Source organism: uncultured Tepidimonas sp., from assembly GCF_938045175.1.
Classification (GTDB): Bacteria; Pseudomonadota; Gammaproteobacteria; order Burkholderiales; family Burkholderiaceae_C; genus Tepidimonas.
Genome location: NZ_CALIND010000102.1, coordinates 1 through 6568 on the forward strand (window position 1 = coordinate 1; position 6568 = coordinate 6568).

Below are 6568 nucleotides of genomic sequence, written 5' to 3' on the forward strand. Positions count from 1 at the left end.
GCACCACCGACCCCGTGCGCATGTACATGCGCGAAATGGGCCCGGTAGAGCTGCTCACGCGCGAGGGCGAGATCGAGATCGCCAAGCGCATCGAGCGCGGTTTGCACGAGATGATGGAAGCCATTTCGGAGTCGCCTGCCATCATCCACGACATCCTGGTCATGGCCGACGAAATCCGCGAGGGCAAGACCATCATCTCGGCGGTGGTGGACGGTTTTACCGACGCCGACGAAGCCGACGACTACGTCGCCGAGGAAGATTTCGACGACTACGAGGACGACGATGATGGCAAGGGCGGCTCCAAGGCGCTGACGCGCAAGATGGAGGAGCTCAAGCGCGAGGCGCTACAGCGCTTCGACGCCATCCGCGCGCAGTTCGACGAGCTGCGCGAAGTCTACGAGGCCGAGGGCTGGGGCACGCCGCGCTACCGAGCGGTGCAAGCGCGCATCACCGAGACCCTGATGACGATCCGCTTCACCGCCAAGGCGATCGAGACGCTGTGCGACAAAGTACGCCAGCAGGTCGAGACGGTGCGTCGCATCGAGCGCGAGCTGCGCCGCATCATCGTGGACAAGTGTGGCATGCCGCAAGAGAAGTTCATCGCCGAGTTTCCGCCCAACCTGCTCAACCTGCAGTGGGTGGAACGCCAAGCCGCGGCCAACAAGCCGTGGAGCGCGGTGCTGGGGCGCAACATCCCCGCCATCCAGGAGTTGCAGCAAAAACTCATCGACCTGCAAACGCAAGTCGTGGTGCCGCTGGAGCAGCTCAAGGCGATCCACAAGCGCATGAACGAAGGCGAAGCCATGTCGCGCGACGCCAAGCGCGAGATGATCGAGGCCAACCTGCGGCTGGTAATCTCGATTGCCAAGAAGTACACCAACCGCGGCCTGCAGTTCCTGGACCTGATCCAGGAGGGCAACATCGGCCTGATGAAGGCGGTGGACAAGTTCGAGTACCGGCGCGGCTACAAGTTTTCCACTTATGCCACTTGGTGGATCCGGCAGGCCATTACGCGTTCGATCGCGGATCAGGCGCGCACCATCCGCATCCCGGTGCACATGATCGAGACCATCAACAAGATGAACCGCATCTCGCGCCAGCACCTGCAGGAGTTTGGCGTGGAGCCCGACGCCTCGATCCTGGCGGAAAAAATGGGGATGCCGGAGGACAAGATCCGCAAAATCATGAAGATCGCCAAGGAGCCGATCTCGATGGAGACCCCCATCGGCGACGACGACGACAGCCACCTGGGCGACTTCATCGAGGACACAAGCAACGTGGCACCGGTCGATGCCGCCATGCAGGCTGGCTTGCGCGAGGTGGTCAAGGAAATCCTGGACACCCTAACCCCGCGCGAGGCCAAGGTGCTGCGCATGCGCTACGGCATCGAAATGTCCACCGACCACACGTTGGAGGAGGTGGGCAAGCAGTTCGACGTCACGCGCGAGCGCATCCGCCAGATCGAGGCCAAGGCGATCCGCAAGCTCAAGCATCCCAGCCGCTCGGAGAAGCTGCGCAGCTTCCTCGATAACCTGTGACGTCCGAGGGGCCATCGCCCCTTGGCGGACGGCCGTTGGGCAGCGGATCCGGCGCTCAGCGGACCCGAAAGCGCGCTGGAAACAACATCTGGCTGTCGGCCGGATTCTCGGTGTCCCGCTTGATCAAGCCCATGCCGTGCGCCGCGAACAGCATCCGCAGCTCCTTGAGCGTGCATCGGGGTAGAGCCAGCGGTTGCCGATCTTAACGGTATTGCTGCCACCGCAGCGGGCACGGTAGCGGCGGTGCACACCGGATGTTCCGGCACGCGCTCTAGGCCCCAGCCCGACCAACCCGACACGCGAGATCGAGGGTGCGGTCGAATGCACACCCGCACCGTCTGCGGGCATGGTGGGCTTCACGACGTCAGCCATAGCGCAAACAAGGTAATACCAGGAAACGCGGCCAAGATCGCCGTACGCACCAGGTCGCTGACAACGAACGGCAGCACCCCGCGGTAGGTGTGTTGGATCGGCACATCGCGCGCCAAGTTGTTGATGACGAACAGGTTCATGCCCACAGGCGGCGTGATCAGGCCCACTTCGACCACGATCAACACCAGAATGCCGAACCAGATGGCCGTCTCTTCGGGCGTCAAGCCGAAATCCAGACCCATGATCATCGGAAAAAAGATCGGGATGGTCAGCAGGATCATGGACAGCGAATCCATGACACAGCCCAGCAACAGGTAGATCACGAGCACCGCCGCCAGCACCACCCACGGGCTAAGGCCCTGGCCGATGACCCATTGCGCCAGCTCCTGCGGCAGTTGCGACAGCGCCAAAAACGTGTTGTACAGGCCGGCACCGAGCACGATCATGAAGATCATGCCCGTGGCCACCGCGGTGCCATAAATGGCTTCGCGCAGGGTGCGGGCGTTGAGGCCACCGGCCAGCCAGGCCGCCAACCCTGTTCCGAAGGCCCCGACGGCCGCCCCCTCGGTGGGGGTGAAGATGCCGCTGTAGATACCCCCCACCACGGCCAGAAAAATCACGATCACCGGCCACGTTTGGACGAGTGCCTTCCAGCGTTCGGCCATGGGCGCGGGCGCCATGCGCCCGGCGCTGCTCGGCCGAGCCCGCACGTACAGCGAGATGACGATGAGGTAGCCCACGGCCGCCAGCACGCCAGGGATGAAGGCGGCCAGGAACAGCTTGGCGATGTTCTGTTCGGTCAAGATCGCGTAGATGACGAGCACCACGGAGGGGGGAATCAAGATGCCGAGCGTCCCCCCGGCAGCCAGACAGCCCGTGGACAGCGCCCCCGAGTAACCGGCGCGGCGCAGCTCGGGCAAGGCCACCTGCCCCATGGTGGCGGCCGTGGCCAGCGACGAGCCACAGATGGCGCCGAAACCCGCACAGGCACCGACGGCCGCCATGGCCACGCCACCGCGCCAGTGGCCAATCCAGGCTTCGGCCGCCTTGAACAGCGCGCGCGACAGGCCGCCCAGTGCCGCGAACTGCCCCATCAGCAAAAACAGCGGCACGACCGAAAGGTTGTAGTTCGAAAACGTGGTGAACGTGACCTGCTTGAGCTGATTGAGCAGGGGCGCCGGCGTGCCGTAGATGAGCACCGCCCCGCCGATTCCACAGAGGGCCATGGCCAGCCCGATGGGCACGCGAATGAAAATGAGCGCCAGCAAGACCGGAAACGACCATGCGGCCAGTTCGATCCCCGTCATGTCAATGCGCTCCCGCGGATGCCACCGGCCAACCCTGCGGGTAGCGCGCCAGTCCCAGATCGATCGCTACCTTGGCCGCGTAGGCCAGGCAGCCAATGGCAGCACCGACCACACACGCGGCATACGCCCACCAAACGGGCAGCTGCAGGATGAAGGTGGTCTCGAGGTATTCGCGCTTCTCCAGCATGCCATCCCAAAGCCGCCAGGTCAGCACCGCCCACAGCAACAGCATGAGCACGTCACACACCAAGGTCAGCACGTGCTGAACGGCGCGTGGCAAGTGGTGGTAGAGCAGGTCGACGGTGGCATGTCCGCCGCGCAGAAACGTCCACGGCAGAAACCAAAAAACCGCCACACCCGTGCCCAGCTCGACGAGTTCGAAGTCGCCCGGCACGGGGCCCAGCCCCAGCCCAGTGAGCGCGCGACCCGTGACGCTGATGACGACCATGACCGTGATCGCCACGAGAACCAAACCGCCGGTCAAGGCCGACCAGCGGGCCAGCCGAAAAACCCAATCCGTCATCATGGTATTCCGTGAAAAAACCCGGCCCCCCAGGCCGGGGGCCCCGCCGATGCCGATGGAACGCCCGAGGCGAGCACACGCGCCCGGGGCGACGAAGTTTACTGGTCCTGATCGCCAGACCGGGCGGGCAACACGGTCCCCCGGCATTCGCCAAAGCCGATGCGCACTGCGCCGGACGCCTCGCACCAGCCGCGCAGCACGACAGTGTCGCCGTCCTCCAGGAAGGTGCGCGCTTCGCCGCTGGGCAGCGTCAGCGGCTGTTTGCCGCCCTGCGTCAGCTCGATGAAAGCGGCGGCCTGTTCGGGCTGCGGGCCCGAGAGGGTGCCCGTGCCCAACAAGTCGCCGGGCTGCAGGTTGCAGCCGTTGACGGTGTGGTGCGCCACCATCTGCCCCAGCGTCCAGTACGCATAGCGGTAGTTGGTTTGCGCAACGGGGTGCGGCGGCAGGCCTTGCTCTGCCATGCGCATCGTCTGCCACGCGATCTCGAGCTGGATGTCGACGGCACCCTGCTCGCGCAGGCGGGGATGGTCCAGGTAGGGCAAGGGCGGGGGGTGATCGGCTGGGCGCTCGAACGGGACACGAAACGGCGCCAGCGCCTCCAGCGTCACCACCCAAGGCGAAATCGTGGTGGCGAAGTTTTTGGCCAGGAACGGGCCCAGCGGCTGGTATTCCCAGGCTTGGATGTCGCGCGCCGACCAGTCGTTGAGCAGCACGATGCCAAACACGTGCGCCTCGGCCTCGGCCACGGGGATGGGCTCGCCCAGCGCGTTGCCAGGGCCCACAAAGACGCCGAGTTCGAGTTCGATATCCAGCCGCCGACTGGGTGCCAGCACGGGCGCTGCAGTGTCGGGGGCCTTGATCTGGCCGCGCGGGCGGCGAAACGCCTGCGGCGACACACCGATGCTGGAGCTACGCCCGTGGTAGCCGATCGGCACCCAGGTGTAGTTGGGCAGCAGCGGATTGTCGGGCCGAAACAGGCGCCCGATGTTGGTCGCGTGATGGATGGAGGTGTAGAAGTCGGTGTAGTCGCCGATGCGGGCGGGCAGCCCGTACTCGGCCTCGGCCTGCGGCATCAGGCAGGGCTCGACGACGGCGCGCAGCGCACTGCCCTCGCGCAGCGCGTGCGACAGCGCCAGCCGCAGCGCGCTCCAGTGCGCCGGGCCCAAGCCCATCAGCGCGTTGAGCTGGGGCTCGGCCCCCGCCGCCAGGGCCTCGGCCGTCAGCCCGTCGAACGGATGTGCGCGGTGCAGCGCGGCGAGATCGACGATGGCGTCACCAATGGCCACGCCGCCGCGGAAAGGCTCTCCGGTGCCACGGCGACGTACGCTGGCAAACGGCAGGTTCTGGATGGGAAAGTCGTGGCCGGGCTGGTTGGCGCTGGCGACCCAACTGCGCAGGGCGGGATCGTGGGTTTCGTTGATCAGGGACATGACAGGGTCAAGCGGCAGTGGTGGCGAGGGTGTTGGCCCGCGCCAGCGTGATCGCCTCGGACAGCACGGCGCGGTCGCCGACGTGGTTGGCCAGGATCAACACCAGTTTGGCCAGAAACATCTCCGCCTGCTCGTCGGTGAGGTCGCGCTGGGCGTTGATCAATTCCTCGTAAAAGGCGTCGGGCTCGGGGATGTGGGGTTGGCGGTTCAGCGGCATGACAAGCTCCGAATGAGGGCGCGGCGCACAGCCCGGTTCAAACCCGCACATGCGCCAGCGCACGCGCCAGGGCGGCCTGGACAGCAGCAGCGTCGAAGCGGCGCCAGCGCGCGGCGACGTACTGGTCGGGCCGGATCAGGTAGACCGTGCCGGGCTGGCCGTCGTAGCGCTGCGCGAGCACGCCCGTGGGGTCGTGCAGGTCGCGGCCCACCTGCAGCACCCGCGCCTCGACGCCGCCCACGCGCACCGGCTCAGCGGGCCCAAACGCCAGCAGCACGAAGCCATCCCCGAGCTGGTTCAGCAGCCATGCGGGTCGACCGTCGACGTCGATCGGGGCATCGGCGCAATTGGTGCCCGGCGTCATGCGCCCGGCAAACGGCTCCGCATCCGGGGTGTTGAGCGGGGAGTTGATATACGGGGTGGGCGTCGAGAGCCGCCCGCTGTTGACCAGCGGGCGCGCAAACGGCTCGGTGCGCGCCAGCTCCAGCACCGCATTGCGCAGGCGCAGCGAGGTGCGGCTCTTGGGCGTGATGAAGTCCGTCGAGCGCGTGGAGTTGCGCAGGTTGTCGTCGGCGGCAAAGGCGCGCTCGTCGTGGTACGTGTCCAGCAGGGCCTCGGGCGCGTCGCCGTCCAGCACGGCCTTGAGCTTCCAACTCAGGTTGTCGCAGTCCTGCACGCCGCTGTTGGCCCCGCGCGCACCGAACGGCGAGACCTGGTGCGCCGCGTCGCCGGCAAAGATGACGCGCCCGTGGCGGAAGCGGTCGATGCGCCGACACGCGAACTGGTACACCGACACCCACTCCAGCTCGAACGGCACGTCCGGCCCCAGCATCGCCTGGATGCGCGGGATGACGCGCTCGGGCTTCTTCTCCTCGTTGGGGTCGGCATCCCAGCCGAGCTGGAAGTCGATGCGCCACACGTTGTCGCACTGCTTGTGCAGCAGCACGCTCTGGTTGCGGTGAAAGGGCGGGTCGAACCAGAACCAGCGCTCGGTCGGAAAGTCGGCCTTCATCACCACGTCAGCGATTAGGAATCGATCCTGGAAAAACTGCCCGGTGAAGTCCGCACCGATCAGGCGGCGTGTGTCGCTGCTGGCGCCGTCGCAGGCGATCAGCCACGAGGCCTCGGTCTTGAAGATGCCGTCGGGCGTCTCGACCGTCAGCACCACGTGGTCGTCGTGC

6 protein-coding genes and 1 pseudogene are annotated in these 6568 nt (G+C 66.3%); 1 reads left to right on the top strand and 6 read right to left on the bottom strand.

The window, feature by feature from the left end; all coding sequences use genetic code 11:
• On the top strand, positions 1-1538 hold a 1538-nt coding region (gene rpoD / locus Q0716_RS05450), incomplete at its 5' end, for an RNA polymerase sigma factor RpoD (RefSeq protein WP_299020580.1).
• A 64-nt stretch (positions 1539-1602) separates the two neighbouring features.
• On the opposite strand, the pseudogene Q0716_RS05455 reads toward rpoD, so the two are convergent.
• The 6 genes and pseudogenes from Q0716_RS05455 to Q0716_RS05480 all read right to left on the bottom strand — a co-directional run.
• A pseudogene (locus Q0716_RS05455) lies at positions 1603-1710 on the bottom strand (HrgA protein); the annotation flags it as partial.
• Between the two features lie 184 nt (positions 1711-1894).
• Positions 1895-3217, bottom strand: a complete 1323-nt coding sequence (locus tag Q0716_RS05460; RefSeq protein WP_299020582.1) for a TRAP transporter large permease — start codon at positions 3215-3217, stop codon at positions 1895-1897.
• Position 3218: 1 nt separating this feature from the next.
• On the bottom strand, positions 3219-3740 hold the full coding sequence (locus Q0716_RS05465; protein WP_299020584.1) for a TRAP transporter small permease: 522 nt from the start codon (positions 3738-3740) through the stop codon (positions 3219-3221).
• Positions 3741-3838: 98 nt separating this feature from the next.
• Positions 3839-5170: a fumarylacetoacetase gene (fahA, locus tag Q0716_RS05470; RefSeq protein WP_299020586.1), complete on the bottom strand. Its 1332-nt coding sequence runs from the start codon at positions 5168-5170 to the stop codon at positions 3839-3841.
• 7 nt (positions 5171-5177) lie between these two features.
• Entirely contained in the window at positions 5178-5387 is a 210-nt protein-coding gene (locus tag Q0716_RS05475) for a DUF2783 domain-containing protein (RefSeq protein ID WP_299020588.1), read from the bottom strand.
• A 37-nt stretch (positions 5388-5424) separates the two neighbouring features.
• The coding region (locus Q0716_RS05480) for an FAD-dependent monooxygenase (RefSeq protein ID WP_299020590.1) at positions 5425-6568 on the bottom strand (1144 nt) is incomplete at its 5' end.

Excerpts from the sequence above, each read along its gene's own strand:
- Q0716_RS05460 (WP_299020582.1), bottom strand. The coding sequence starts at position 3,217 with ATGACGGGGATCGAACTGGCCGCATGGTCGTTTCCGGTCTTGCTGGCG.
- Q0716_RS05465 (WP_299020584.1), bottom strand. The coding sequence starts at position 3,740 with ATGACGGATTGGGTTTTTCGGCTGGCCCGCTGGTCGGCCTTGACCGGC.
- fahA (WP_299020586.1), bottom strand. The coding sequence starts at position 5,170 with ATGTCCCTGATCAACGAAACCCACGATCCCGCCCTGCGCAGTTGGGTC.
- Q0716_RS05475 (WP_299020588.1), bottom strand. The coding sequence starts at position 5,387 with ATGCCGCTGAACCGCCAACCCCACATCCCCGAGCCCGACGCCTTTTAC.